Raw genomic sequence first — 23,325 nt, 5'->3', positions numbered from 1 at the left:
ATTTACGTGCGCTCGGCCCGTTTGGCCGATGACGGTGCCGAAATGCCCTCGCCAGCGTCCGCCGAGAGGCGCGCGAACATCGGCAGCGAAGCCAGCACGACGATCGCCGTGACGATGAAACCGCACGCCAGTTGCCAGCGCTCGGTATGCACGCTGCCGGAAACGAGCATCGTCGCCTGAATCGTGCCGGCCGCGACCGTTACGCCAACCGCCTTCATCAACTGCTGCGCGGTGCCCTGGAAGGACGTCGCGGCGGCGAGCCGCGGCTTGGGGATATCGGCGAAAGCGAGCGCGCCCATCGTCGCGAAACTGAGCGAGCGGCCGAGTCCGCCCACCAGCAGGAGCAGGAAGATGGCGGCGGCGGGCCACGCCTGCGACATCGTCGAGCAGACGAGCAGCACCGCCGCGAAAATCACGCTGCCCGCGCATAAGACCGTGCGCACCGAAAAGCGCCGCAGGGCGAGCGCAGTCATCGGGCGCATGCAGAACGAGCCGAGCGCGCTCGCGAAGGTGACGAGGCCGCTTGCCGTCGCGCTATAGCCGAAGCCGGTCTGCAGCGTCAGCGGCACGAGAAACGGCAGCGCGCCCGCGCCAGCGCGAAACAGGCTGCCCGCGATCGTCGCGGCGTGAAACGTGGGAATCGACAGCAGCGAAAAATCGATCGCCGGATTGGCCACGCGGCGGCAATGCAGCACCGTCACGCGAAACAGCAGCAGACCGGACGCGGCGCAGATCCACGGCACGCCCGCCGGCAGCACGCCGCGCCCCGCGCTTTCGATGCCGATCATGAAGAGACTCAGCGATACGCCCGCCAGCAGCATGCCGCGCAGATCGGGCGGCGTGCGGTCTTCGGGCGTCGATGGCGGCAGCAGTTTCCATGTGAGATAGAGCCCGATCGCGCCGACCGGCACGTTGACCCAGAAGATGCTGCGCCATGAGAGCGCGTCGGTGAGAAAGCCGCCGAGCGGCGGGCCGAGCAACGGGCCGACGAGCGCGGGCATCGTGAGCCATGTGGTCGCCAGCAGAAGCTCTTCGCGCTTGACGCCGCGAAACAGGATCAGCCGGCCGACGGGCACCATCATCGCGCCGCCGAGGCCTTGCACGACGCGCGCGGCGAGCAGTTGCGGCAACGTCGTCGCGGCGGCGCAGGCGATGGACGCGAGCGTGAAGGTCGCGATCGCCCACATGAACACGCGCCGCGCGCCGAAGCGGTCGGCGACCCATCCGCTCGCGGGAATGAAGACGGTCAAGGCGACGAGATACGCGGTGATCGCGCTGGAGAGATGAACCGGATCGACGTTGAGATCGCGGGCCATCGTCGGGATGGCCGTCGCGACGATCGTGCCGTCCATGTTCTGCATGAACAGGGCGCTGGCGACAACGGCGGCGGTGACGCGGAAGTTGCCGCCTTTCACGATGCGGTGCTCGCGTGACGCGAGACGTATTGGAATGGGATTCGATGCATGGCGCACAGTCTAGCGCGATACACGAACGGACGTTTTCGTGCGCGGGCTAGCTCGACGAACGCGCGACGCTCGCCGCCATCGCCAGGAAATACGGCAGGTCCGGCGTGACGCGATGCGCCTCTTTCGCCTCGTCGTCCCAGCGGCGCAACGCAATCGCGTCTTGCGCGTAGGGCTTCGAGAGAAACGCTTGCGCGGCGTCGTCGCCGAAGATGCCGCCCTGCAATTGCAGGCTGCGCACCGAATCCGCCGATAAACGCGCGTAATACGACGGATCGATCGCGCACAGGCAACGCTTCGCATCGACGTGCAGGCGAATCGGTTCGAGCACGGCATCGGAAAAGAGCGGGCGCAGGAACGGCAGCGCGTAGTACTGATGCAGATCGTCGATGCCGCGTTCGCTCGGCGTCGCGCCCTGCAGGTTCAGCAAGTGCCCGAGATCGTGCAGCAACGCGGCGACGACGAGCTCGCGGCTCGCGCCCGCCGCTTCGGCGAGCGTCGCGCTCTGCAACGCGTGCTGCAACTGCGTGACCGGCTCGCCGCTGTAGGCGATCGAGCCGTGCCTGTCGAAAAGCTGCCGGATGTCGTCGAGTGAAAGGGCCATCGTAAGGAAACCGTCGAGCGGTTATGCTGAAAGCGGGAAGCGCGCGATTTTCGCAGGCTTTCATGACGCGACGATGGCTGCGTTCGCCGCATCGTGCGCAAGGACCGATACGATGCCCTTCTCGTTCAGCCGCCATCCGGCGCTCGCCGGGCTCGATCGTGCGTCACGCCGCGACGTGCGCCGCATCGCGTGGCATTTCGCGCAAAGGCACTGGACCTTGCACGCGCCCGCGTTCGTGTGGATCGTGTTCGTGCTGCTGCATACGCGCTATCACGTCATGCCGGAGCGGCGCGACTATCTGCTCGTCACGCTCGTCATTTTCGTGCTGGCGGTGGTCAATATCCGGCTGCATATCGCGCGCTATCTGAGGCCGGCGCGCGCCCTCTTCGATGCGCTCGGCAGTGCCGGCGCACGCGCGGTCGTCGGTCGATAAGGGCTTGTGTTGCAACGCCGCATCGCGCGAAGGGGCCCCGTTTTTCGCGTGTTACGATGACCGGCACCCGTATCCACCGAACGCAAGATGGCAACGCTATACGAAACGCTCGGCGTGAACGAGCACGCCAACGAAGCAGAAATCAAACGCGCGTATCGCAAAGCCGCGATGCGCTGCCACCCCGACCGCAACGCGGGCAACGAAGACGCCGCCCGCGCGAAGTTCCAGGAAATCAAGGAAGCCTACGCCATCCTGTCCGACCCCGCGCAGCGTGAGGTCTACGATCGCATCTATGCGGAAGAGATGCGTCGCTGGGAAGAGCGCACGCGCCGGGAAGAAGCGGAACGCGAGGCGCGCGAAGCGAAGGCGCGCAAGGCACGCGAGGCGCGTGAAGCGAAAGAGCGCGAGGCGCGCGAGGCGCTCTATGCAAAGCGCATATCGCTCGCGATGCGTTTCGCGTCGCAAGGCCATAACCGCGATGTCGTGTTCGGCGTGCTGCTCGGCGCGCAATGCGATGAATCCACGGCGCGGCAGATAGCCGACAGCGCGATCGCGCTGCATGAATCGCGGCAGGCGAAGGCGGAAGCGCTCGATAAGGAACAGAAGAAGCCCGAGGAAAAGGCGGAAGCGAAGCCGGAGCCGAAAAAGGATGAGAAGGAAGCCGCCACCGCCGGCGCTGCGAATCCGCTCGGCGCGATGTGGTTTCAGTTCCTCAACAATATGCGTTTCTAGTTATGTGCTGCTGTCGCGAGGAACGCTCTGTCTTCGAGCGGGGCGGCTGAAACCGGACAATCTAATCAGACCTGCAAAACACGCAAAAGAAGCATCGAATCACGCGGCGAGCCGTTCGCCGCGCATGTTGTTTCGGCTAGGCGCGGGCGGGTAGACGCACCAGTGTCCATCGTCGTGACGAAAGAAGAACAGCGCTCTCGATACCGCGCCGTGCAATGCCTCGACACAGACATACCGGCGTCCATCGGAACGCGTGCGGCTGAACTGTCGCACATGCACCGGCACACAGCCGGGCGCCAGCCATTTCTCGACCTGGTAACGCAGGGACCGCTCGTTCGCGCATTTCATTTCAGTCTCCAGCACGCGGCATTCATGTTCGGGATAACGGCAGAACCCGCCGTTGTTTGAAGCCCCGTCCGATGAATCCCCTGCCGCGACGCACCACGTTCTTGACAAAGCACTTGAACTCTACGCCTGGATTCCAGGCCCGTGCCCGTTTTTGCGAAATAGCAACAGCGAGCTTTCACGCATCTTCGGCGATGCCTTGTTTCTGCAAGATGCGTCACGCCATGGAGTCATCCTCGTGCAACGCGATGCGAGGGTATGTGCGCGATCGGTCATATGAAAGGGCGAATGCGTACGCTACCCGTCACTGGGTATGAAGCGAACGTCGTGCCTGCGCGCGTCGGATCAGAGCGGGCGCGCGAAGCTCAGTTCGTGACCGTCGGGGTCGGTGAGATGGAAGTAGCGCTCGTTCCAGGGCGCATCGCGTGGCGCGAATTGCGGCTCGATGCCCTGCGCCAACGCCTTCCGATAGAACGCGTCCACATCGGACACGTAGATGATGACGCGGCCCCAGAACTGGATCGGGCTATGCGTCTCGCTGGTGAGATTGAGGTATGAACTGCCGGAACTGCCGAGGGCGAACGACGTGAATGCCTCGTTCACGCCGCCATACAACATGCGAAAGCCCAGCGCTTCATAGAAGCGCACCGCGCGGTCCATGTCGCGCGTCGCGAGCGTGATCGCGCTCAGGCTTTCGATGCGCGCTTCGCGCTCGTCCGGCTGCTGATCGCCGCTCATCCGGAGTGATGCTGATGCGATACGAGCGGCAACACCGACAGATCCGGATGCGTGCCGTCGATGATGCTCTTGCCGATATGCCGCGCATCGTCCACGGCATCTTCCGCGGTCTTGTACGCGTCGTCGCCGTCGGCATGAAAATGCACGGCTTCGCCGGGCGTGTCGGCGTGGGCGCCGGGCCTGCACACATGACCGATATACACGTAGCGCTCCATCTTGCTGGGCGGCGCGTGCTCGGGCGTCGGCTTCGCTTGCGGCAGCACGTGGATCTCGAATCCTTCGTAATCGAAGACGCGCCATTGAGCGGGATCGTCGGGCATGATCGCCTCCTTTGTAGTGTTCGCTCACGAGTCAACGTTACTCTTGTTGACGCGATGAATCCACCGCGATGCACGGCTGATCGTTCACGTCAGACGAAAGACGCGTTGCGCGGAAATTGACAGCGTTCTCGCGCGCGGCGGATACTTTTCCGCGCACCTTCAGCGCATCTGTCAGCCGTTTTCCCGCCTCCGGGAGGCGCCGTGAAGCCAGCCACGACATATCGCACGGTCCTTGAGCGCGCCATGCCGCGCGCGACCGCGCTCGTCGGCGACATCACCGCGGGCACGGTCTCCACGCTCGTCATGCTGTGCTATGCGATGAGTCTCGGCACGCTCATCTTCAGCGCCGATCTCGCGCGCTATGCGGAGCTCGGCGTGCCGACCGCGCTCGTGAGCTGCATCGTCACCGCGTTCGTGATCGCGCTGACGAGCTCGATGCGCATGAACATCGGCGGGCCGGACAGCAACGCGACGGCGTTCCTCGTCGGCGTCGCGGCGGGCGTCGCGAGCAGCGTGCGCGCGAACGGGGGCACGCCCACGGTGATCCTGCTGACGGTGCTCGTCGCCATCGCGCTGTGCTCGCTCGTGACGGGGCTCATTCTCTTCGCGATCGGCTCGTCCAAGCGCAGCCGCTCGCTGCAATTCCTGCCGTATCCCGTGATGGGCGGCTTTCTCGCCGGCACGGGCTATCTGCTGATCGCGGGCGCGTTTCGCGTGCTGACGGGCGTCGCGCTCGACTGGCATGCGCTGCCGCGGCTCGTGCACCTGCACTGGCTCGCATGGGCGCCCGCGCTGTTCGTCGGCGCGCTCGCGACGATCCTCGCGCGCACCTGGCGTCATTCGGCCGCGTTGCCGATCACGCTCGCTATCGGTATCGCGCTCTTCTATGCGCTGCTGCACGCCTCGGGCATCTCGCCTGACGAAGCGCGCGATCTGGGCCTTCTGCTTCAGCATGTGCCGATGCACGCGCTGCATATTCCCGAGCTGCATCTGCCGTCATCGCTTGCGCGCGGCGAGATCGACTGGCGCGCGATCGTCGCGCACATGCCGGAGACGCTCATCGTGACGTCAGTGTCGGCGATCACCATCATCATGAACTCGACCGCGATGGGCGCGGCGACCGGTCAGGACATCGACCTGAATCGCGAGATGCGGGCCGCGGGCCTCGCGAATATCGCAAGCGGGCTTTTCGGCGGCATGGTCGGCTACCAGTCGTACAACCGCTCGATGCTCAACGCGCGCGCCGGCGCGACGAGCCGCGCGGCGGGCGTGTTCGCCGCGCTCGCGTGCCTCTTCGTGCTGATCGCTTCGCCCGATCTCGTCTCGCTCTTTCCGGTGCCCGTGCTCGTCGGCATGCAGATCTACATGGGCTTGCGGCTCATGATGGACTGGCTCGTCGGCGCATACCGCAAGCTCGCGTGGCACGAGTATGTGCTCGTGCCGCTGATTCTCGCGGTGATTGCCTTCTATGGCGTGATTGCGGGCGTCGTCGCGGGCGTGGTCGCGGCATGCGTCACGTTCGCCTTGCTGTATGGCCGCGCGGGTTGCGTGCGCATGGAGTTCGATGGCCGCACGCGCACGTCGAATGTCGAGCGCAGCATCGAGGAGACGCGCTTTCTGATCGACCGCGGCGATGAAATCTGCGGCGTCTGCCTGCAAGGCTTTCTGTTCTTCGGCTCGGCGAACTCGATGCTGCAGCGTATCCGCGAGCGCATCCGCTCGCATGGCCCGCGTCCCGTGCGCTATGTCGTGCTCGATTTTGCGTGGACCAACGGCATGGATGCGTCGGTGTCGCTCGCGTTCGTGAAGCTGCGTCAGGCATGCGCGGCGATCGGCGCGGAACTCGTGCTGACCGCGCTGCCGCGCAACTCGCGCGCGCGGCTCATGCGCACGGGCGCGCTCGCGCTCGGCATTCACGAGTTCGAGACGCTCGATGCCGGGCTCGAATGGATCGAGGGGCGCCAGCTCGCCGCGTTGACGCGCGCGTTCGAGCCGTGCGCGCCGTCCGGCGATTTCCGCGCGATGCTCGCGCCGCATTTCACGGCGCGCGCGCTCGATGGCCTCGCGCACTGGCTCGATGTCTGCGACGTCGGCGCGGGCGAAGCGCTCTTCCGGCGCGGCGATGCGGGCGATGCGCTCTATATCGTCGAGGAAGGGCGCGTGACCGTCTCGCTGCCGCTCGCGGACGGGCGCTCGGTGCGGCTGCGCTCGTTCGGGCCGGGCACGATCATCGGCGAGATGGCGGTGTATACGCATGCGCCGCGCAGCGCGGATGTCGTCGCCGACGAGCCCGCGCGCTTGCGTCGTCTCACGCTCGCGGCATTGCGCAAGCTCGAACTCGAGGATCCGCTGACCGCGCAGGAATGGCATCGCTTCGTCGTGAAGATGATGGCTTCGCGGCTCGCCGTCGCGGATGAAGCGCTGCGCGCGGCGTCGTGAGCACGCATCGCGGATCGGATGCGTGCCCGGCGCGTGCGTTTAGTTGTCGCGTTCGCTGCCCTTGATGCGGCCTTCGAAGATCGCGAGGTTGGCGTCCCAGTCGTCGATGGTTGCATAGCCTCTGCCGTCGACGGTCGCGAGCACCGCGCGGCCGCCGACGATGCGCTTCATCTGCGCTGGCGTGAGCGACGCTTCGATGGCGTCATCGGGACCGGCCTTCAGGTCTTCGACGATCAGCATGCGTTTCATGATGGTTCTCCTGGCTTGAGTGGATTCGGCGTGTCGAGCACGGCACATGCTCGCGAGGTTTTTTGCAAGCCCCATGCCATTTGCCGCGATCGAAGTGCGCGCCCGCGCATGACGGCGCGCGAGCCTTGCCGGAGCGGGTTCGCGGGGGTGGTCGCTTCATGCGTCGCGCCGCTTGATCGCGGCGCTCGCCGCCGGTATGTTGGATGGGCGCGAACAGGTATGCGGTCTGCTGTTGGCGCAGACAGCCGCACAATCGAGGCCATGACCATGATCCCCACACTTCGCGCGATGCTCGCGATGACACTCGCTATCTTCATGAGCGGTGCGCTGGCGCAAGGCGCGGCGCAGTCGATCGCCATGCTCGACTGCACCCTGATCGACGACAACGCCGCCTACAACGACGCCGATATCGACCGCATTCAGTCGCAGCGCCTGAAGATGGTGAGCGGCGCATTGCGCGACGACGTGCGCGAACGCGCGCTCTTTCGCGTCGCCGACAACGCGCAGGCGGGCGAGCTCATCGCTTCGCTGCAAGGCGCGCAGGATATGAGCGCATGCAACGGCTGCGAGCTGCGCGTGGCCAAGCAACTCGATGCATCGCGCGTCGGCGTGTGCTGGGTGCAGAAGATCAGCAACCTCATTCTCAACATGAACCTGCGCGTCGAGGATGCCGGCACTGGCGCGACGCTTTTTCAGCGTTCGGTGGATATTCGCGGCAACACCGATCTCTCGTGGCGGCGCGGCGCGAAGGCGCTCGTCGATCTGCTCGCGAGCGATCCGGACGCGACGCGCTGAATGCCGCGACGCCGCATCTGCGGCGATTTCGGGAATTTCTCCCGGCCGATGCCGTTGCCAGCGCGCCTTCGATTGGGCTAAGTTGGGCTTGCAGGCACGCGCGCTGTGCGGTGCGCCGCGCGCGTGCGTCCGAACGAACTCGAATAAGCCACACGAAACCGCTGGAGACGACCATGCAAGTCAGAATCGCGCCATCGCTCGCGCTTGCCGTTGCATTCGCCGCGAACGTCGCGCACGCCGCCGCGCCCACCGCCTACGTGACGACCGAGAAGGCGGGCATCGGCGTCATCGACCTCGAAAATCTTTCGCTCACGAAGACCTGGGACTTCGGCAAGGACGGCCCGCGCGGCCTCTCGCTGAACAAGGACGGCACGCGGCTCTACGTGGCCAACAAGGCGACGGGCGATCTTTCGGAAATCGATACGTCGACGGGCAAGGTTACGCGGCGCGTGAAGATCGGCCAGAATCCGGAGTTCGTGCGCGTGTTCGGCGGCTATGCGTATGTGACCTACGAACCGGGAGAAAGCGGCGGCCCGCCGAAGCCGGGCGAACCCGAAAAGGACGATGACGGCCCCAACTCGCCGCCCGCCGAGATCGCCATCGTCGATCTGAAGACCTTGAAGGTCACGCATTCGGTGAAGAGCGGGCACGAGACCGAGGGCGTCGAGTTTTCGCCGGACGGCAAGCTGATTCTCGTGACCAACGAGGGCGACGATACCGTGTCGGTGTATCGCGTCGGCACGGGCAAGCCGGTGCGCACGGTGAAGCTCGCGAAGGGCTCGCGTCCGCGCGGCATCAAGGTATCGCCGAGCGGCAAGCAATACGTCGTGACGCTGGAGAACGCGAACAAGTTCGTCGTGCTCGATGGCACGAGTCTGAAGACGCTGAAGACGGTCGATACGAAGACCGGTCCGTATGGCGTCTCGTTCGATCCATCGGGCAAGCGGCTTCTCGTGGCGGCATCGCGCGACAAGACGCTTCAGGTGTTCGACGGCACCACGTTCGCGCACATGCAGGACGTGCCTGTCGGGCAGCGCTGCTGGCACTTCAGCTTCACGCCGGACGGCTCGAAGCTGCTGCTCGCGTGCGGCCGCTCGAACGCGGTCTATGTGCTCGACGGCGCCGACTATAAAGAGGTCAAGCAGATCGGCGACTTACCGCTCGCGTGGGGCATCGTGACGTATCCGGCGAGCGCGGGGTCGATTGAAGGGCGGTGAGGGGGAAGGACGAGAGTCTGACGATGGCCGCCGCGTGCGGCCATACCTTGTTTCACACTTCGGATTCACGAGGCGCGGATAATCGAGGATTGCCCGCTCGCGCTCTCACCGAATCATGCCGAAGATATCTGTAGTTATCCCGACGTATAACGCCGGGAAACACATCGTCGAAACGTTGCAGTCGCTGCTGCATCAGGACGCGGACTTCGAGATTCTCGTGCTCGACGACGCGAGCACCGACGCCACGCTCGATCTTGCGCGCAGCCTGAACGATGCGCGCATCCGCGTTTTTCCGCTCGAACACAATCTGGGCCGCCCGGCCAACGCGAATCGGGGTTTCGATCTGTGCCGCGGCGATTACATCGCGCGTATCGATCACGACGATATCGCGGAGCCGGAGCGGCTGAGCAAGCAGGCCGCGTTTCTCGATGCGCATCCGAACATTACGGTCGTCGGCTCGCAAATCCGGCATTTCGGCGAAGACGATTTCGTGAGCGATTTCCCGCTCGACGACGCGCACATCAAGGCGCGCTTCGTCGCAGGTCAGGCGTATATCGCCAATCCGAGCACGATGTTCCGCCGCGCGTTCGTTCAGCGGCACGGCATTCGCTACGATCCCAATCTCGATATCGTCGACGATCTCGGCTTCTGGTTCGATTGCATGTTGCGCGGCGCGCGCTTCGCGAATCTGCCTGAAGCGCTGACCCGTTACCGGATTCATCGCGGCATGACATCGCTGAATCTGAACTTGTGCGCGTTGTATGAAGCCAAGGCTCGCCTGTATGCGCGTATCCTGCCGGCGTTCTACCCGCGCGTGACGGGACATGACATCGCCAACCTGTGCAAGCTGTACGCGCATCCACCGAAGTGCGACTGGAACATGAGCGAACTTCTGGCGCTGCATCGTTCGGTGGGCGTCGCGATATCGGAAATCGATCTGCGCTGGGGCGCGAGCCCCGCCGTACTCGAAGGCGGCCTACTGGGCTTGCTGCACCAGACGCTGACTCTGTTCGACGAAGTGCATCCGCGCAGCGATCCGGACAAGCACGAATGCAACGTGGCGATGTGGGACGGGATCAACGCACGCGGCATTCCGTGGAAGTCCTGGCAGGACTAGACGGCGCGCGTTCGAACGCCCTCACTTCCACGCATACCGCATCCCCACCCACACGCCGCGCGGCGCGCCCACGCCGAGAAACTGCTCGTTCACCGTCGCCCCGTTGTTGAACGTGTGATTCGGCCCGTCGAAGAAGTTCTCGCCGAGAATCGCGAAGTTCGCATAGCGCTTGTTCAGCAGGTTCTTCACCGTCGCATAGACCTGCAACTGCTTGGTCACGTTGTAGGTCGTGTCGAGATCGATGATGAAATAGCCCGCGATGCTGCCGTTCACGTCCTGATTGTTCTCGTCGCCGCGCGCGAAGATATTGCTGCGATACGTGAGATTCGTGCCGATATTCCAGCGCGAAATCGGGTTGTAGTCGATGCGCATCTTCACCGTATTGGCCGGAATGCCCGGAATGCGGTCGCCCGAATGCACGGTGATGTTGCCATCGTCGTCGGCGCTCGAATTGCTGGAGCTGCTTTCCGACCACGTCGATCGATACGTCGCATTCACATAGCTATAGCTCGCCGCGACGCCCACCGGCCCCCATTGCGTGCGGCCCGCGAGCTCGAAACCCTGCCGCCGCGTCTTGCCCACGTTCTGAAAATAGCCGAGCGTGCTTCCCGCGCCCTGGGCGCTGACGAACTGAATGTCGTCGGTGAGCGTGGTGCTATAGGCCGCCGCGCTCCACGACGTATGGTTGCCGATACGGCCGCGCGCGCCGATTTCGAAGGTCTTCGAAATAACAGGCTTCAAGTCCGGGTCCGCGATGAAATCGTTGGGCAGCGAGCAGGGCGCGGCCGGGTCCGCGCACGCGAGTTCGATGGCCGTCGGCGAACGCATGCCTTCGTTATACGTGGCGTAAGCGGTGAAACCAGGCGTCGGATTCCAGTTGAAGCCCACGGCCGGATTGAAGCGCGAGAACGTGTGATTCCCGTCGAGCAGCGGCTGCACGCCGCTTTCGTCGCCGATGACCGCCTTCGCCCAGTTATAGCGGCCCGCGAGCGTCATCGACCATTGTTCGTTGAAGGAGAAGGTGTTCTCGAAGTAGATGCCCCAGTTCTGGTTGCGCGTCTTCGCATCCGTGGTCGGCGCGAACGGACCCGTGCCGATGGTCGCGCGGTTCTCTTCGAATGCCGCCGGCTGCGAGGCCTGCGTGAAGTGCGAATTCGCGAAGTCGCCCGCCGCGCCGAGGATCAACTGATTGTCTTTGCCGAACAGCTTGTTGAGCAGCGTGAGCTGGAGGCTCGCGCCGTAGCTGTCGGTCACGATCACCGACTGATCGTTGAAGGCCTGCGAGAGTTCGTCTTCGTCGTCGCCGTCCGGATCGAAGTCGTCGTTGACGTTCGAACTCACGTTCTTGTTGCGATAGTGGCGGTAATACACGTTGCCGCTCAACTGCACGTTCGGCGTGAAGTAATGCTCCGCGTTGATCGTCAGATAGCCGACCTGGTTCTCGTTGGTGTCGGGGAACGTGTAGGCCTGGCGGAAGTTGTCCATGAACGAGCGCGGGATCGTCTGCGAGCCGTTCAGCGTGTTGTCCGCGCCGCCCATCGAAACGGAAATGGTGGTATCGGCGTCGGTATAGCGGATCTTGCCGAACGCCTGGCGCAGCTTGCTCGAATTGTGATCGGCCCAGCCGTTGTCGTTCAGGATATTGGCGGTGAAGTAGTAATCGAGGTGATCGCCGATCACGCCGCCTTGCTCGATCTGCGCGCTCTTGCGTCCCCACGAGCCGAAGCTCACGTCCACGTTGCCGCCGGGATTGCTGCGGCCGTTCTTGGTCTGCACCGCGACCGCGCCGCCGAGCGTGTTGAGGCCGAAGGTCGGATTCGAGCCGGGAATGATCTGCATCGTCTGGATCGCGGCTTGCGGAATCAGATCCCAGTTGACGACATCGCCGAACGGCTCGTTGATGCGCACGCCGTCCATGAACACGGAAAGACCCTGCGGCGTGCCGAGCAGCGGCGAAGCGGTGAAGCCGCGATAGTTGATGTCGGTCTGCCACGGATTGCCCTGCGCGTCGTTCGTATCGACGCTGACGACGTTCTTCTCCAGGTAATTGGTGATGGTCGGCGAGTGCTGCGCCTCGATCTCCGCGCCCTTGATGGTCTGCACGTTGGCGGGCACTTTCTCGAGCGGCGTGCCCACGCCCACGAGCGGCGTGGTCCCGACGACGATGATCGAAGGCAGTTCCGTATTCGGCGGCGCATCGGCTTGCGCCACGGTGGCGGAGGCCGGCGCGGGCGCTTCGGCGGTATCGGCCGGCGGCGTCTGCGCCCACGCGGCCACGGTGATGCTCGCGAACGCGCTGCCGAAGACGAGCCGCAGTCCTGCTCGGGGTTTGAACGGATGCGCGTGCGCGGGCTTGCGCGGCATGCTCTTCATCATCGTCTCCTCTTCTATTTTTGATCCACGCGAAAGGAATATTTCTTTCAATGAAAGCGTCGCATAAGAACGGCCGCGTGGACCGGGAGCTTTTCCCGATCGCGCAGGGAAGCGTTCCCAATTGCGTTTCAGGCACCGCACTGTGCGATGAAGCCGTGCGTAGAATGGATTCCGTGATGCCGACCGAATCCTTGCCCTCTACCGCGCAAGACACGAAAAACGCAGAGCGCCGCGCGCCTGTGTGGCGCGATCTTGCGTGCGTGTTCGGCGTGACCATCGTGGCCGGCGCGCTCTTCGCGCGCTTCGATTTCAGCGAGTTCGCGTATCACTGGACGCGCAGCGCCGAGCGCTTTCAGCTCGACGAATTGCCGCCCACGCTCGTCGTGCTCGCGCTCGGTCTCGCATGGTTCGCCTGGCGCAGATATCGCGAGGCGCAATCGGAAGTGCAAAGACGCCGCACGCTCGAAGAGGAAGCGGCTCATCTGCTGGCGGAGAACCGGCGCCTCGCGAATCAGGCGCTAGCCGCGCAGGAAACCGAGCGCCGCCATCTCGCGCGCGAACTGCACGACGAGCTCGGTCAATACCTCAATGCGATGTCGCTCGATGCGGGGCGTATCCGCGATCTGTCGGCCGGGCGCGAGGCGGAGATCCATCGGCTGTCGCTCGCGCTGATGCAAAGCGGGACGCATGTGTATCGCGAGATCGGCGGGATGATTCGCAAGCTGCGCCCCATCGGCCTCGACGAATTCGGCCTGCCGACCGCGCTGGAACATTGCGTGGATGGCTGGCGCGAGCGTTTGCCCGATGCGACCTTCACGCTCGCCGTCGATGGCGATTTCGACGATCTCAGCGATACGCTCAACATCACCTTGTACCGGCTCGTGCAGGAGGGGCTGACGAACGTGTCGAAGTTCGCGCGGACGTCGCGCGTCGAGATCTATCTGGCGCGTGCGCCGGAAGAAATCGTCGTGACGATGGCCGATGACGGGCCGGGCGTCGATCTCGCGAAGCCGCGCAAGGGGCTTGGGCTGATCGGCATGCGCGAGCGCGTCGAAGCGCTCGGCGGCGAGTTTCAGATCGCGAGCGAGCCGGGTTCGGGCTTTCTGTTTTGCGCGCGCGTGCCGGCTCAGGCGGGACTGCCGTTGCCGACTTCGGTCCCGAACGAAGCCGCCGCCGACGAAGCGAAATCGGCGAAGTGAAGCCCCAGGCGATTCGCGATCTGCGCGAGTTGCACGCCGTTGTCCGCGCCGAACTTCTGGCGGATCACGGACTGATGATTCGCGACGGTCTTCTGGCTCAACCCCAGCTTCTCCGCGATGCTCGGCAGCGTATAACCCTGCACCAGCAGGCGCAGCACTTCGAACTCGCGCGCCGATAGCTGGCGTCCTTCCTGAATGCTCGCGCGCAACGCGAGCGCCTGCGAAACGTCCGGGCTCAGATACGAAATGCGCCGCGCGACGGCGCGCACCGCTTCCACGAGCACATCGGGCGCGCTGGCCTTCGTCACATAGCCGCGGGCGCCGGCATCGAGCGCGCGGCGCACGAAGATGGCTTCCTCGTGCACGCTGAAGATCAGCACGTGCGCATGCGGCTCGCGCGCGAGCATGCGCCGCATCGCCTCGATGCCGCTCGCGCCGGGCAAGGCGAGATCCATCACGACGACATCCGGCTGCAACGCGCAAAACTTCTGGTAAGCCTCGGCCGCATTCGCCGCTTCGCCCGCGACATTCACGTCGGGACTCAGTTCGAGCAGACGCTTGTAGCCTTCACGCACAACGGCGTGATCGTCCACGAGCAGCACGGAGATGTCGGCAATCATGGTTTGTCTTCTCCTTTTTCTGCACCATTCTCGCGATCGAGCGCCGCGATGCGTTTCGAGTTCGCATCGTTGCGGAAGATGATCGGCTGTTCCTGCGGTTCCTGTCTCGCCGATGCCGCGCGCACCACTTCGATCACGCGCTCGTGATGGGGCGACTTGTCGCACACGGGATCGGCATTCGCGGGATCTTGCGTGAGCAGATACGCCTGACAGCGGCAGCCGCCCATGTCGATGGCCTTTTCATCGCAACTGCGGCACGGCTCCTTCATCCAGCCGAAACCGCGAAAGCGATTGAACGCGTCGCTCTCGTACCAGATGTCCTTGAGCGGCATGTCGGTGACGTTCGGAAACGTGAGGCCCGGCAGCGAGCGCGCGGTATGGCACGGCAAGGCGGCGCCGTCGGGCGCGATGCCGAGAAACACCGAGCCCCAGCCGTTCATGCAGCGCTTCGGCCTGCGCTCGTAGTAATCGGGCACCACGAAGAAGATCTTGCACGCGTCGCCGATCTCGTTGCGATAGCGCTCGACCACGGCTTCCGCTTCGTCGAGCTGTTCTTTCGTCGGCATGAGTTGCGCGCGGTTCGCATGCGCCCAGCCGTAATACTGCGTGTTTGCGAGTTCGAGATATTCCGCGCCCATCTCGAGCGCCATGTCGATGATGCGTCCGATATGCGGCAGGTTATAGCGATGCAGCACGCAGTTGAGCACCATCGGAAAGCCGTGCGCCTTGATGAGATTCGCGACGCGCTTCTTGTAGTCGAAGGTCTTCGTGCTGGAGAGAAAATCGTTGAGCTCTTGCGACGAGTCCTGAAACGAGAGCTGGATGTGATCGAGGCCCGCGTCCTGCAACGCGCCGATGCGCTTCTCCGTGAGACCGATGCCCGACGTGATGAGGTTCGTATAGAAGCCGAGCTTGCGCGCTTCGGCCACGAGCGTTTCCAGATCGTCGCGCAGGAGCGGCTCGCCGCCGGAAAAGCCGAGCTGCGCCGCGCCCAAAGCGCGCGCCTGACGCAAGACGTCGAGCCATTGATCGGTATCGAGTTCGCGCGTGTGGTCGGCGTAGTTCACCGGGTTGTAGCAGAACACGCAATGCAGCGGACAGCGATACGTCAATTCCGCAAGCAGCCACAAAGGCGGCGCAATCGGTGTATTCGGCGCGTCTTCGTGCGCCGGCTTCGCGATGGGTTCGGACAAGTCAGTCATGACGCTACTCCAGCCAGCCCCGCGCACGCGCGCCGGCGATGAACGCCCGCACGTCGTCGCCGAGGCCGCTTGCATTGAACGCCGCTTCGAGATCGGCGACGAGCGCGGGAATATCGCGCGTGCCGTCGCATCGCAGAAGAATTTGCGCGGCGCTCTGATTGAGCTTCACCATGCCTTCCGGATACAGCAGCACATGCGCGTCCTGCGCCGGTTCCCATTGCAGGCGAAAGAGGCGCTTGAGCTTCGGATGCAGCGAATCGTCCGGCGCCTCGACGGCTTCCTGCTTTCGTTGAGTCGGAGGGATATCGCTCATTGCGGGAAGGCCTTTTCGATCGAATCGAGCATGGTCCAGAGGATGTCGAGCTTGAATTGCAGAATGTCGAGCGCGCGCTGCTGCGCCAGACGCGTCGTGAAATGCGCGAGCGTCACTTCGAGGCCGTGTTCGACATCGCGCTGCGCGAGCGACACGCGCGAGCGGAAATAATGCAGCCCGTCCGGCTCGATCCACGTGTAGTGCTCGGGCCATGTCGCGAGACGGTCCTTGTGAATCTGCGGCGCGAACATCTCGGTGAGCGACGAGCAGACCGACTCCTGCCACGGCGCGCGGCGCGCGAAGTTCACATAAGCATCGACGGCGAAGCGCACGCCCGGCGTCACGAGCTTGAGCGACCAGAGATCGTCGCGCGAGAGACCGACCGCATCGCCGAGCCGCGCCCATGCTTCGATGCCGCCGGGCTGATCGCCGTGACCGTCGTGATCGAGAATGCGCAGCACCCAGCGGCGGCGCGTTTCGCGATCGGGGCAATTGGACATCACCGCCGCATCCTTCAGCGGAATGTTGATCTGATAGTAGAAGCGGTTCGCGACCCAGCCGCGTATCTGCTCCTTCGAACAGCCGCCGCTATTCATCTTCACGTTGAACGGATGATGAATGTGATACGCCGTGCCCTTCGCGCGCAACTGCGCCTCGAATTCATCGCGCGTCCACGCGGGGCCGTCGTCGTTCACCTTCGTGAAGATCGGGCCTGTGGTGGGGTTCAGCATCGGGTCGTTCTCCATGGCGTATAGGTCACAGCGAGGTCACAGCTCGAATGTCATGCCGTCGTGCGCGACTTCGATGCCGTGCTCCGAGAGCATGCGTCTTTCGGGTCCGTCTTCGATGAGAATCGGATTCGTGTTGTTGATGTGGATGAGCACCTTGCGTACACCGTCGCGACCGATCGAATCGAGCACCTCGATCATGCCGCCCGCGCCGCTTTGCGCCAGGTGACCCATGTCCTTGCCGGTCTTCTTCGTGAGTCCGAGGCGAATCATTTCATCGTCGGTCCATACGGTGCCGTCGACGAGCAAAAGGTCTGCCTCGCGCATCGCGTCGAGCACATGCGGCTCCAGCGCGCCGAGCCCCGGCGCATAGAACGCGCGCTTGTTCGTAGCGGTATTCGTGAACATGAGCCCGATGTTGTCGCCCGTTTCCGGCGCATCGCGATGCGGCGAATAAGGCGGCGCCTTGCTCGACAGAGGCAAGGCGTCGATCCTGACGCGCGGTAGTTCGGGCGCCGCAAACGCGTTGCCATCGAGCGCGATGCGACGATGCTCCACGCCGCAGTAATGCGAAAGGATCGACGTGATCGGAAAGCCCGTCGAGAGGTCTTGCCACACGGCGTCGGTCGTATAGAGCGGCAAGGGCGAGCCGCGTTCGCGCAGCATCAGAAGACCCGTGACGTGGTCGATCTGCGCATCCATCGTGACGACCGCCGCGATGCCCGTGTCGCGCACCTTGCGCGCGGGCTGCAATTCCGGATTCGCCGCAATCTGCGCAAGAATGTCCGGCGATGCATTGACGAGCAGCCAGTCCTCGCCGTTATCGCTCACGGCAATGGACGATTGCGTGCGCGCGCGCGCCGCGATCGTGCCGCGCCGCACGCCGTCGCAATTGCGGCAGTTGCAGTTCCATTGCGGGAAACCGCCGCCCGCCGATGAACCCAGCACGCGAATCTTCAAGGCCACATCCTCCGCAAGAGACCGTCGCGATCGATCAGTTGATGCTTCATCGCGCCCAGAAAATGCACGATGACCAGTGCCGCCATGATCCACGCGATCGTCTCGTGAATGCCGAAAAAGATGCCGCGCAAGTGCTTGTCGTCCCAGCCCCATTGCGGCAGCGTGAGACCCCAGAACTTCGTGCCGAACTTGTTGAACGACGAGCCGAGATAGCCGGTGAGCGGCATCGCCACCATCCCTACGTATAAAAGAGCCTGCGTAATGCTCGCGGCGGCGCGTTGCCACGTTGGCATCGGCGGCAGAGGCGGACGGCCATAAGCCAGGCGTACCAGGATGCGCATCAGCACCAGCAGGAAAACGGTGATTCCAAGCGATTTATGGAAGTTGATGAGATCGGACTTGAACGGCAGCCCGCGCGGCAGGCCGACCATATAGAAGCCGATGCACAGCATCGCGATGATTGCGACGGCGATCAGCCAGTGCAGCGCGATCAATGGGCCTGCGAAACGCTCGCTCGGGCCGGGCAGCCTGCCGTCGCGCGACGCCGCGGATGTCCGCGCGGTGCTCATCGCCTCTCTCCTTTGAAGTGCCAACATTCCATTGTTCATCTCCTGCCTATGAATTGGCGATCAGCAATTCCCCGCGTCCGTCGACGGCGAGATCGCCGGCGTAGCGTCGCGGCAACATCGTGCCCGCGAGATGTGAAAACGGTGCGATCTCTTTCGCAAGCATGCGCGTGAACAGCAGCCAGAACGTGTCGAAGCCGTGGCCGCCTTCCGTGAAAGTCGGCGGAAGGCGAGAGGGCGCGTGCGTCAGAAACAGCGTGCCGCGCCGCATACCGTATCCCAAGTGTGCGCCCACTTCGCCGCCGATGCAGACCGTGCCCGCAACGAGCCGCGACGCGGCGAAATCGCCCGCATGGCCCGCGACGAGCACGGTGCCGCGCCGCATGCGGTCCGCGAGGCGCGCGCCGGCGTTGCCGTGGATCGTGAGCGTGCCGCCTGTCATGCCTTCCATGTCGCCGGGCAGCGCGCCTGCCGCGAAATCGCCCGCATCGCCGTGAATCGTGAGCCGTCCGCCCTGCATTTCGCACGCGGCGAACGCGCCGGCATCGCCATGAATGTGCAACGCGCCGCCGAGCATTTTCGCGCCCGCATGATCGCCCGCGTGGCCATGCACCGTGAGCGTGCCTTCGGTCATGTTCGCGCCGATGCGATCGAGCCATCGCACGTCGCCCTCGATGGTAAGACTCGGCGTTTCGGCTTGCGTGCGCGCGATATCGAAAAGATCGCCGAGCGCGCACGTTTCGCCCGCGCCTTGCAGCACGATGCGCGGCAACTCGTTCGATTCGGCCGACGCGAGCACCGCGGGCAGTAAATTCGACGCATCGACGCGAAAGCTCGGCGTATTTTTTACGCGCAGTTCGATGGCGTTCATGCGCGGCTCCCGTCGATATCCTTCGACAGTTCATGCAGCTTGAAGTGATACGGTCCGAGCTTGCCGCCATAATTGCCCGCCGAAATTCGCAGCACGCCGCCCGTGCGCCCGATCTTCGTCGCGGCCGCGATGCCCGCCGTCATCGCGGCGCCGACGTCCGCATCGGTCAGGCCGTCGATCACGATTTCGAGCACGCACGCGACATCCGGCGTCAGTTCGCTTTTCTTCGACAAGCCGACGAGCGTCGGGCAGAACGCATCGTTGGTGGATGCGCTCGCGCCCGCATATTTGGAGCCGATCTTCGAGCCCGAACGCACGACGCCGCCCGGAAATGGCGTGATGACGTTCGGCAAGCGATGCATCGCGGCGACGGCGGATTCGGCCGCATGCAGGGCGCTGTCGATATCGCGCGCGAGGAAGAGCAGGTTGCCGCCGCCGACCGCCTTCACCGTCGCGGTGAATTCCTCGCAGACGAATTCGCCGTCCATCACCGGCACGCGCCAGTATCGCGTGCCGCCGAGCACTTTCGATATCTGATAGCCGTCGCCGAAAAAGCGCAGGCCCGCGCCGAGCGGCGCGTTATCCGAAAGCGGCGCGCGCACGCTCGACGGATCGATGCCGCCATACACGGCGGTGGTCGGGCACGTGAGCACGCATTGCCCGACGCGCCGCGCGATCTGCTTGGCCAGTTCTTTCGAGGAGATCGCGAAGATCAGCACGGAAACGCCCGGTCTTCCGTCAGGCGTTTCGTCGCCTGCGAGATCGCGTTCGATGCCCGCCTCGCAGCCGCAATCGATCACGGAGGTGGCGAATCCCGTCAGCGAATTCGCGGCGTGCCGCGCCCACACCGGCGTATGCGCGGTAATGACGAGGCGAGTCGCCTTCATCGGGAAGGCTTCGGCGAAGGTGTCGTCGATCTGCGTGTCGTTGATGACCATGCGTCAGACTCCGCTCGCCGCGAAGCACGCAACCGGCAGCAGCCTGCCGCCGTTGCAGCACGCGCAGATTTCGTCGTCGCCGATGGCGATGTTTTCAAAGCGCGTCGCGAGATTCGCTTGCGCATAGTCGCGCACGCGCTTTTCGATCGCGCGATCGTACTCGGGCCGCACGTAATGGATGCCGCCCGTCGGCGTTGCGAGCAGTGTGCCGTCGCGCGCGATCAGCTCGCCGTCCTTGAACACGAACGCGGGCGATGTGAACATGCGCTCGCGGTCGGCGTCGTTGCGATACACGGCGATATCCGCCGCCGCGCCCGCGCCGAGATGGCCGCGGTCTTTCAGGCCGAGCAGCTTCGCCGGACCGGCGCGCGTGATGATCGCGATGTCGTATAGCGAGAACTCACGCGTGATGCTGGCCAGAGCGCTCGCGGTTTTCGCGTCGGCGTGCAGCTTGTCGAGTTGTTCGTCGCGAAACGATTTGTCCATCAAGAGGCGGATCAGATGCGGATAGCTCGTGAACGGCGCGCCGTTCGGATGATCGGTGGTCATCGAGACGCGCCACGGATCGTCGACGAGCAAAAAGATCTCCAGCCCGATGATCCATTGCAGCGCATTCACATAGCTTTGCTCGCGATACTTGAACGGCACGACGCCGCAGCCCGCATCGCATTCGATATCGCCGAGCACCCACTTGCGCGGCTTGGCCATCGGCGCGTTCTTGAACTGCATCATCGTGTCGCCGGATGCGGTCACGGTCTGACCGAAGATGATCTGGCCGACGTCGATGGTCACGTTGGGCCGCGCGTTCACGGCTTCGGCGATCGCGCGCGCGCCCGACGAGAACTTGCGCGGGCCTTCCGTGCCGTAGCTGTGGAACTGGATATGCGTCAGATGAATGGGCAGGCCAATGGCTGCGTCCATCGTCCTGATGGTCGAATCGATGTTGCCGGGCACGCCCAGATTGCTCGCGTGCACATGCAGCGGATGCGGCACGCGCAGATCGGTGAGCGCGCGCGTGAGCGTCATGAGCACGTCGCGCGGCGTGATGCCGTAATGCACGTGCTTTTCATCGACATCCAGCGAACGCTGATTGAACTTGAACGCCGAGATGCCGCCCGGATTCACGACCTTCACGCCAAGCGCTTTGCTCGAATCGATGGTCCAGCCGACGTAATCGCGCAGGCGCTCGAAGTCTTCTTTCGCGGCGAGCATTTGCAGGAAGAGCTCGTCGTTGCCCATCATCACATACGCGCCGTGATCGATGATCGGCGTGTCGCCCATTTCCAGATGCGCGTGGCGTGCGTTGGAGGCGATCATCGCGGGTTCGAACGCGGCCGTGTAGCCCATTTCCGCATAGCGATAGCCCGCCGCGAGCGTGCCCGGCGCGCACACGCCGCACGAAGGCAGGCGCATATAGCGGCCTTCGTTTGGGCGATCGGGCACGGCGCGCGGATCGTCGCGATGATCTTCGGGCAGCAGGAGGCGCGACAGATTCGTCTTGCCGCCGCCGATATGCGAATGCAGGTCGATGCCGCCCGCCATCACGACCATGCCGCTCGCGTCGTAATCGTGTTCGATGCGCTCGTTCGACGCATCGCCGACGATGCGGCCATCGCGAAAGAAGAGATCGCGCTTTTCGCCGTCGATGCCGTTCGCCGGGTCGTAGAGCGTGCCGCCTCGCAGGCGCGTGACGCTCATTGCGGCCTCCTTGCCTGCGCGAGTTGCGAAGCGATCGATGCGACCGTGGGCAACGCGCTGTCGCGTGCGGCGGCGAGCGGCGCGACCACCGACGTATCGACGCGGAACAAATGCCCGCCGCTGTCGATTCCCGGCGCCGCGACGGGAATGAACACGGTCGGGGCGTTGCGCGCGGGCAGTGTCGTCGATGGATGGCCGAGGACGATGACCGGCACGTCATCGGCGAGCGAGGCGGGCAGCGGCTCGGGCGCGAAGCTCGAGATCCATAGCAGCGCGTCGATTTCGCCGCGCTGCAGAAGCGTTTCCGTGCGATAGCGATGCGCATCGTGATCGAGCGGCAAGCCGTAGGCGACACGCGTGCGCACCGGGAAACCCGACAGCCATGTGATGGCCTGATTGACGGACGCGGCGCCATCGTCGCCGGTCAGCGCGAGCGCGCCCGCACGCGCGGTGCGGTTGATCGCCTTCACGATGCGCTGCAGCGCTTCGATCGCGAGCGCGGCGTGTTGTGTCGGCAGTGCGGACGGCTCGTAGACGAACGCCGTGTACTGCGCCTTCATGATGCGCTCTGTCAGCGCGACGAGTTCAGCGAGGGGAATCGGCCGGCCGCCTTCGACATGCGCGGACCAGAGCGCGAGCGTATCGAAGGGATCGGTGCCGGGCAGGATCGATTCGGCGTGGGCGGGCGCGGCCTGATCGACATCGCATCCGACGAATACGATGTTCACGCCGCGATCTTCGGCGATGACGCGTTCATAGAAGCGCGGATAGCGTCGCGCGGGTTCGCACGCGAACACGACGATGAGATCGGCGCGCGAGCGCACTTCGGAGAGCGTGGTGAAGAACGCGCCGCGGTCTTGCAGTACGCGGTTGCTGTCGGCGAGCGCGTCGCCGTGCAGATGATCGAGGATCGCGCCGCACTGCGCCGCCAGTTCATAGAGCGCGCGTGCGCCGGCTACGTCGGTCGCGAGTCCGCCGAAGAGCGGCCGCCGTGCGTGCGACAGGATCGATGCGGCTTGCGAGAGCGCCGAGGTTGGATCGGTGGGCTGCCCGTTGATGGCTGGCTTTCGACTTGCGTCGTGCTGAGTGAAGCTTGCAAGCGATTCGGCTAGCCGCGGGCAGGCGGTGTGCGGGGCGGTTAGGCGTTCGTCGGGGGTACGCGCGAGCGGGATGTCGTCGCATAGCAGGGGGCAGAATGGACACGTCCAGAGGGGGGTTTTTGCTGGCGCTGGTGGTGTTTTGGGGAGCGTTGGCATGGTGTTGGGCTTGTTAGCAAGGTTAATGCCGGTTTTGTTTTTTGGTTTTGGTTTCCGTGGAACTTGCTTTCATGTCGGTCTATTAGCACTGCCCCTCCCCGGGGCGGGGGTAACTTTCTTTGCTGCTGCAAAGAAAGTCACCAAAGAAA

24 protein-coding genes are annotated in these 23,325 nt (G+C 64.3%); 7 read left to right on the top strand and 17 right to left on the bottom strand.

Features of this window, described 5'->3' with window-relative positions; genetic code table 11:
* Positions 1 to 2: 2 nt before the first annotated feature.
* Both AWB70_RS25905 and AWB70_RS25900 read right to left on the bottom strand, forming a co-directional pair.
* Positions 3 to 1,415, bottom strand: coding sequence for a DHA2 family efflux MFS transporter permease subunit (locus AWB70_RS25905; RefSeq protein WP_053569883.1), 1,413 nt, complete (start codon positions 1,413 to 1,415; stop codon positions 3 to 5).
* A 97-nt stretch (positions 1,416 to 1,512) separates the two neighbouring features.
* A complete protein-coding gene (locus AWB70_RS25900) occupies positions 1,513 to 2,067 on the bottom strand; it encodes a phosphonate degradation HD-domain oxygenase (RefSeq protein ID WP_053569750.1) in 555 nt (184 codons plus the stop codon).
* Between the two features lie 112 nt (positions 2,068 to 2,179).
* On the opposite strand from AWB70_RS25900, the gene AWB70_RS25895 reads away from it, so the two are divergent.
* Together AWB70_RS25895 and AWB70_RS25890 are read left to right on the top strand one after the other, a co-directional pair.
* Positions 2,180 to 2,500 carry a hypothetical protein gene (locus tag AWB70_RS25895; protein ID WP_235024351.1) on the top strand — a complete coding sequence of 107 codons (321 nt, stop codon included), beginning with the start codon at positions 2,180 to 2,182 and terminating at the stop codon, positions 2,498 to 2,500.
* 87 nt (positions 2,501 to 2,587) lie between these two features.
* On the top strand, positions 2,588 to 3,232 hold the full coding sequence (locus AWB70_RS25890) for a DnaJ domain-containing protein (RefSeq protein ID WP_053569751.1): 645 nt from the start codon (positions 2,588 to 2,590) through the stop codon (positions 3,230 to 3,232).
* Positions 3,233 to 3,331: 99 nt separating this feature from the next.
* On the opposite strand, the gene AWB70_RS25885 is transcribed toward AWB70_RS25890, so the two are convergent.
* The 3 genes from AWB70_RS25885 to AWB70_RS25875 all read right to left on the bottom strand — a co-directional run bounded on the left by AWB70_RS25885 (position 3,332) and on the right by AWB70_RS25875 (position 4,635).
* Entirely contained in the window at positions 3,332 to 3,580 is a 249-nt protein-coding gene (locus tag AWB70_RS25885) for a hypothetical protein (RefSeq protein ID WP_014251646.1), read from the bottom strand.
* Between the two features lie 342 nt (positions 3,581 to 3,922).
* Positions 3,923 to 4,315 carry a VOC family protein gene (locus tag AWB70_RS25880; RefSeq protein WP_053569752.1) on the bottom strand — a complete coding sequence of 131 codons (393 nt, stop codon included), beginning with the start codon at positions 4,313 to 4,315 and terminating at the stop codon, positions 3,923 to 3,925.
* Entirely contained in the window at positions 4,312 to 4,635 is a 324-nt protein-coding gene (locus tag AWB70_RS25875) for a hypothetical protein (protein WP_045452688.1), read from the bottom strand. The genes AWB70_RS25880 and AWB70_RS25875 overlap by 4 nt, the downstream gene beginning before the upstream one ends.
* A 243-nt stretch (positions 4,636 to 4,878) precedes the next feature.
* Here AWB70_RS25875 and AWB70_RS25870 point away from each other — a divergent pair, with 243 nt between their 5' ends.
* Positions 4,879 to 7,074 (top strand): SulP family inorganic anion transporter, encoded by a 2,196-nt coding sequence (locus AWB70_RS25870; RefSeq protein ID WP_053569754.1) that lies wholly within the window; start codon positions 4,879 to 4,881, stop codon positions 7,072 to 7,074.
* Between the two features lie 39 nt (positions 7,075 to 7,113).
* Here AWB70_RS25870 and AWB70_RS25865 read toward each other — a convergent pair whose 3' ends face one another.
* Entirely contained in the window at positions 7,114 to 7,323 is a 210-nt protein-coding gene (locus AWB70_RS25865) for a hypothetical protein (protein ID WP_014251650.1), read from the bottom strand.
* A gap of 267 nt (positions 7,324 to 7,590) precedes the next feature.
* Between AWB70_RS25865 and AWB70_RS25860 the strand changes: the two genes are divergently transcribed.
* The 3 genes from AWB70_RS25860 (at position 7,591) to AWB70_RS25850 (ending at position 10,452) form a co-directional block, all read left to right on the top strand.
* Positions 7,591 to 8,118, top strand: a complete 528-nt coding sequence (locus AWB70_RS25860; RefSeq protein ID WP_235024350.1) for a DUF3280 domain-containing protein — start codon at positions 7,591 to 7,593, stop codon at positions 8,116 to 8,118.
* Between the two features lie 173 nt (positions 8,119 to 8,291).
* Complete coding sequence (locus AWB70_RS25855; protein ID WP_053569756.1) at positions 8,292 to 9,335, top strand: beta-propeller fold lactonase family protein; 1,044 nt, start codon at positions 8,292 to 8,294, stop codon at positions 9,333 to 9,335.
* A 115-nt stretch (positions 9,336 to 9,450) separates the two neighbouring features.
* Positions 9,451 to 10,452, top strand: coding sequence for a glycosyltransferase family 2 protein (locus AWB70_RS25850; protein ID WP_060854212.1), 1,002 nt, complete (start codon positions 9,451 to 9,453; stop codon positions 10,450 to 10,452).
* A gap of 21 nt (positions 10,453 to 10,473) precedes the next feature.
* On the opposite strand, the gene AWB70_RS25845 is transcribed toward AWB70_RS25850, so the two are convergent.
* Positions 10,474 to 12,825: a TonB-dependent receptor gene (locus tag AWB70_RS25845; protein ID WP_053569758.1), complete on the bottom strand. Its 2,352-nt coding sequence runs from the start codon at positions 12,823 to 12,825 to the stop codon at positions 10,474 to 10,476.
* Between the two features lie 176 nt (positions 12,826 to 13,001).
* Between AWB70_RS25845 and AWB70_RS25840 the strand changes: the two genes are divergently transcribed.
* Positions 13,002 to 14,024: an ATP-binding protein gene (locus tag AWB70_RS25840; RefSeq protein ID WP_045455435.1), complete on the top strand. Its 1,023-nt coding sequence runs from the start codon at positions 13,002 to 13,004 to the stop codon at positions 14,022 to 14,024.
* Here the strand turns inward: AWB70_RS25840 and AWB70_RS25835 are convergent.
* The 10 genes from AWB70_RS25835 to AWB70_RS25790 are packed head-to-tail and all read right to left on the bottom strand — an operon-like array spanning position 13,952 to position 23,176.
* Complete coding sequence (locus AWB70_RS25835; protein ID WP_041732013.1) at positions 13,952 to 14,644, bottom strand: response regulator; 693 nt, start codon at positions 14,642 to 14,644, stop codon at positions 13,952 to 13,954. The two genes, AWB70_RS25840 and AWB70_RS25835, sit on opposite strands and share 73 nt — an antisense overlap.
* On the bottom strand, positions 14,641 to 15,846 hold the full coding sequence (pqqE, locus tag AWB70_RS25830) for a pyrroloquinoline quinone biosynthesis protein PqqE (protein WP_053569759.1): 1,206 nt from the start codon (positions 15,844 to 15,846) through the stop codon (positions 14,641 to 14,643). The genes AWB70_RS25835 and pqqE overlap by 4 nt, the downstream gene beginning before the upstream one ends.
* A 4-nt stretch (positions 15,847 to 15,850) precedes the next feature.
* Positions 15,851 to 16,159, bottom strand: a complete 309-nt coding sequence (pqqD, locus tag AWB70_RS25825; RefSeq protein WP_231927786.1) for a pyrroloquinoline quinone biosynthesis peptide chaperone PqqD — start codon at positions 16,157 to 16,159, stop codon at positions 15,851 to 15,853.
* Positions 16,156 to 16,890, bottom strand: coding sequence for a pyrroloquinoline-quinone synthase PqqC (pqqC, locus tag AWB70_RS25820; protein WP_053569885.1), 735 nt, complete (start codon positions 16,888 to 16,890; stop codon positions 16,156 to 16,158). Before pqqC ends, pqqD begins: the two co-directional genes overlap by 4 nt.
* 36 nt (positions 16,891 to 16,926) lie before the next feature.
* Positions 16,927 to 17,847 carry a pyrroloquinoline quinone biosynthesis protein PqqB gene (pqqB, locus tag AWB70_RS25815; RefSeq protein ID WP_053569760.1) on the bottom strand — a complete coding sequence of 307 codons (921 nt, stop codon included), beginning with the start codon at positions 17,845 to 17,847 and terminating at the stop codon, positions 16,927 to 16,929.
* Positions 17,844 to 18,416, bottom strand: a complete 573-nt coding sequence (locus tag AWB70_RS25810; protein WP_014251659.1) for a cytochrome b — start codon at positions 18,414 to 18,416, stop codon at positions 17,844 to 17,846. Before AWB70_RS25810 ends, pqqB begins: the two co-directional genes overlap by 4 nt.
* A 46-nt stretch (positions 18,417 to 18,462) precedes the next feature.
* Entirely contained in the window at positions 18,463 to 19,284 is an 822-nt protein-coding gene (locus AWB70_RS25805) for a formylmethanofuran dehydrogenase subunit C (RefSeq protein ID WP_053569761.1), read from the bottom strand.
* Positions 19,281 to 20,222, bottom strand: coding sequence for a formylmethanofuran--tetrahydromethanopterin N-formyltransferase (fhcD, locus tag AWB70_RS25800; protein ID WP_053569762.1), 942 nt, complete (start codon positions 20,220 to 20,222; stop codon positions 19,281 to 19,283). The genes AWB70_RS25805 and fhcD overlap by 4 nt, the downstream gene beginning before the upstream one ends.
* A gap of 3 nt (positions 20,223 to 20,225) precedes the next feature.
* Positions 20,226 to 21,920, bottom strand: a complete 1,695-nt coding sequence (locus AWB70_RS25795) for a formylmethanofuran dehydrogenase subunit A (protein ID WP_053569763.1) — start codon at positions 21,918 to 21,920, stop codon at positions 20,226 to 20,228.
* Entirely contained in the window at positions 21,917 to 23,176 is a 1,260-nt protein-coding gene (locus AWB70_RS25790) for a molybdopterin-binding domain-containing protein (RefSeq protein ID WP_053569764.1), read from the bottom strand. The genes AWB70_RS25795 and AWB70_RS25790 overlap by 4 nt, the downstream gene beginning before the upstream one ends.
* Positions 23,177 to 23,325 lie beyond the last annotated feature (149 nt).

The organism is Caballeronia cordobensis, assembly GCF_001544575.2.
In the GTDB taxonomy this organism is placed as follows: domain Bacteria; phylum Pseudomonadota; class Gammaproteobacteria; order Burkholderiales; family Burkholderiaceae; genus Caballeronia; species Caballeronia cordobensis.
This window is presented reverse-complemented; position numbering and strand designations above follow the sequence as displayed.

Bases quoted from the DNA above. Each gene is read 5' to 3' on its own strand.
- AWB70_RS25855 (WP_053569756.1), top strand. From the start codon at position 8,292: ATGCAAGTCAGAATCGCGCCATCGCTCGCGCTTGCCGTTGCATTCGCC.
- AWB70_RS25890 (WP_053569751.1), top strand. From the start codon at position 2,588: ATGGCAACGCTATACGAAACGCTCGGCGTGAACGAGCACGCCAACGAA.
- fhcD (WP_053569762.1), bottom strand. From the start codon at position 20,222: ATGGTCATCAACGACACGCAGATCGACGACACCTTCGCCGAAGCCTTC.
- AWB70_RS25860 (WP_235024350.1), top strand. From the start codon at position 7,591: ATGATCCCCACACTTCGCGCGATGCTCGCGATGACACTCGCTATCTTC.
- AWB70_RS25895 (WP_235024351.1), top strand. From the start codon at position 2,180: ATGCCCTTCTCGTTCAGCCGCCATCCGGCGCTCGCCGGGCTCGATCGT.
- AWB70_RS25810 (WP_014251659.1), bottom strand. From the start codon at position 18,416: ATGAGCACCGCGCGGACATCCGCGGCGTCGCGCGACGGCAGGCTGCCC.
- AWB70_RS25795 (WP_053569763.1), bottom strand. From the start codon at position 21,920: ATGAGCGTCACGCGCCTGCGAGGCGGCACGCTCTACGACCCGGCGAAC.
- AWB70_RS25805 (WP_053569761.1), bottom strand. From the start codon at position 19,284: ATGAACGCCATCGAACTGCGCGTAAAAAATACGCCGAGCTTTCGCGTC.
- AWB70_RS25790 (WP_053569764.1), bottom strand. From the start codon at position 23,176: ATGCCAACGCTCCCCAAAACACCACCAGCGCCAGCAAAAACCCCCCTC.
- AWB70_RS25835 (WP_041732013.1), bottom strand. From the start codon at position 14,644: ATGATTGCCGACATCTCCGTGCTGCTCGTGGACGATCACGCCGTTGTG.
- pqqD (WP_231927786.1), bottom strand. From the start codon at position 16,159: ATGAGCGATATCCCTCCGACTCAACGAAAGCAGGAAGCCGTCGAGGCG.
- AWB70_RS25865 (WP_014251650.1), bottom strand. From the start codon at position 7,323: ATGAAACGCATGCTGATCGTCGAAGACCTGAAGGCCGGTCCCGATGAC.
- AWB70_RS25885 (WP_014251646.1), bottom strand. From the start codon at position 3,580: ATGAAATGCGCGAACGAGCGGTCCCTGCGTTACCAGGTCGAGAAATGG.
- AWB70_RS25845 (WP_053569758.1), bottom strand. From the start codon at position 12,825: ATGAAGAGCATGCCGCGCAAGCCCGCGCACGCGCATCCGTTCAAACCC.
- AWB70_RS25900 (WP_053569750.1), bottom strand. From the start codon at position 2,067: ATGGCCCTTTCACTCGACGACATCCGGCAGCTTTTCGACAGGCACGGC.
- pqqC (WP_053569885.1), bottom strand. From the start codon at position 16,890: ATGCTGAACCCCACCACAGGCCCGATCTTCACGAAGGTGAACGACGAC.
- AWB70_RS25870 (WP_053569754.1), top strand. From the start codon at position 4,879: ATGCCGCGCGCGACCGCGCTCGTCGGCGACATCACCGCGGGCACGGTC.
- AWB70_RS25880 (WP_053569752.1), bottom strand. From the start codon at position 4,315: ATGAGCGGCGATCAGCAGCCGGACGAGCGCGAAGCGCGCATCGAAAGC.
- AWB70_RS25875 (WP_045452688.1), bottom strand. From the start codon at position 4,635: ATGCCCGACGATCCCGCTCAATGGCGCGTCTTCGATTACGAAGGATTC.
- pqqE (WP_053569759.1), bottom strand. From the start codon at position 15,846: ATGACTGACTTGTCCGAACCCATCGCGAAGCCGGCGCACGAAGACGCG.
- AWB70_RS25850 (WP_060854212.1), top strand. From the start codon at position 9,451: ATGCCGAAGATATCTGTAGTTATCCCGACGTATAACGCCGGGAAACAC.
- AWB70_RS25840 (WP_045455435.1), top strand. From the start codon at position 13,002: ATGCCGACCGAATCCTTGCCCTCTACCGCGCAAGACACGAAAAACGCA.